Annotated in this window: 1 protein-coding gene; it reads right to left on the bottom strand. The window is 50.6% G+C overall.

Annotated features, from left to right (window positions below; all coding sequences use genetic code 11):
* On the bottom strand, positions 1-482 hold a 482-nt coding region (locus ASC50_RS04265; protein ID WP_158648413.1), incomplete at both ends, for an ATP-binding cassette domain-containing protein.

Below are 482 nucleotides of genomic sequence, written 5' to 3'. Positions count from 1 at the left end.
CATAAATGCGCCCAATATGTCGCGGATTTTTGTGCGGATGTCGCCCACCGCCACATTGTCGATGGTTTGAAACACGGTCAATTTTTCGTCCATCAAATCGGCTTGATTTTGAGCAAAGTAGCCGATTTTCACGTTGTGACCCAACTCCAACTTGCCCTCAAACGGAATTTGCGACATGATGCACTTCACGAGCGTGGATTTTCCCTCGCCGTTTTTGCCCACAAATGCCACCTTGTCGCCGCGATTGAGGGTGAAAGTCGCATTTTCAAAAATCAGGTGGTCGCCGTAACGCTTGGCAACGCTTTCCATAATGACCGGATAACTGCCTGAGCGCGGTGCGGGCGGGAATTTCAGTCGCAAGGCTGCCGTATCTTCTTCATCCACCTCCAAGCGTTCGAGTTTTGCCAACTGCTTGATGCGGCTTTGCACCTGCTCCGATTTGGATGCCTTGTAGCGGAAGCGTTCTATAAAGTCCTCTGTAT

Source organism: Candidatus Symbiothrix dinenymphae, assembly GCF_001431085.1.
The sequence above is the reverse complement of the archived record's forward strand: the minus strand, read 5'-3'. Positions and strand labels throughout refer to the sequence as shown.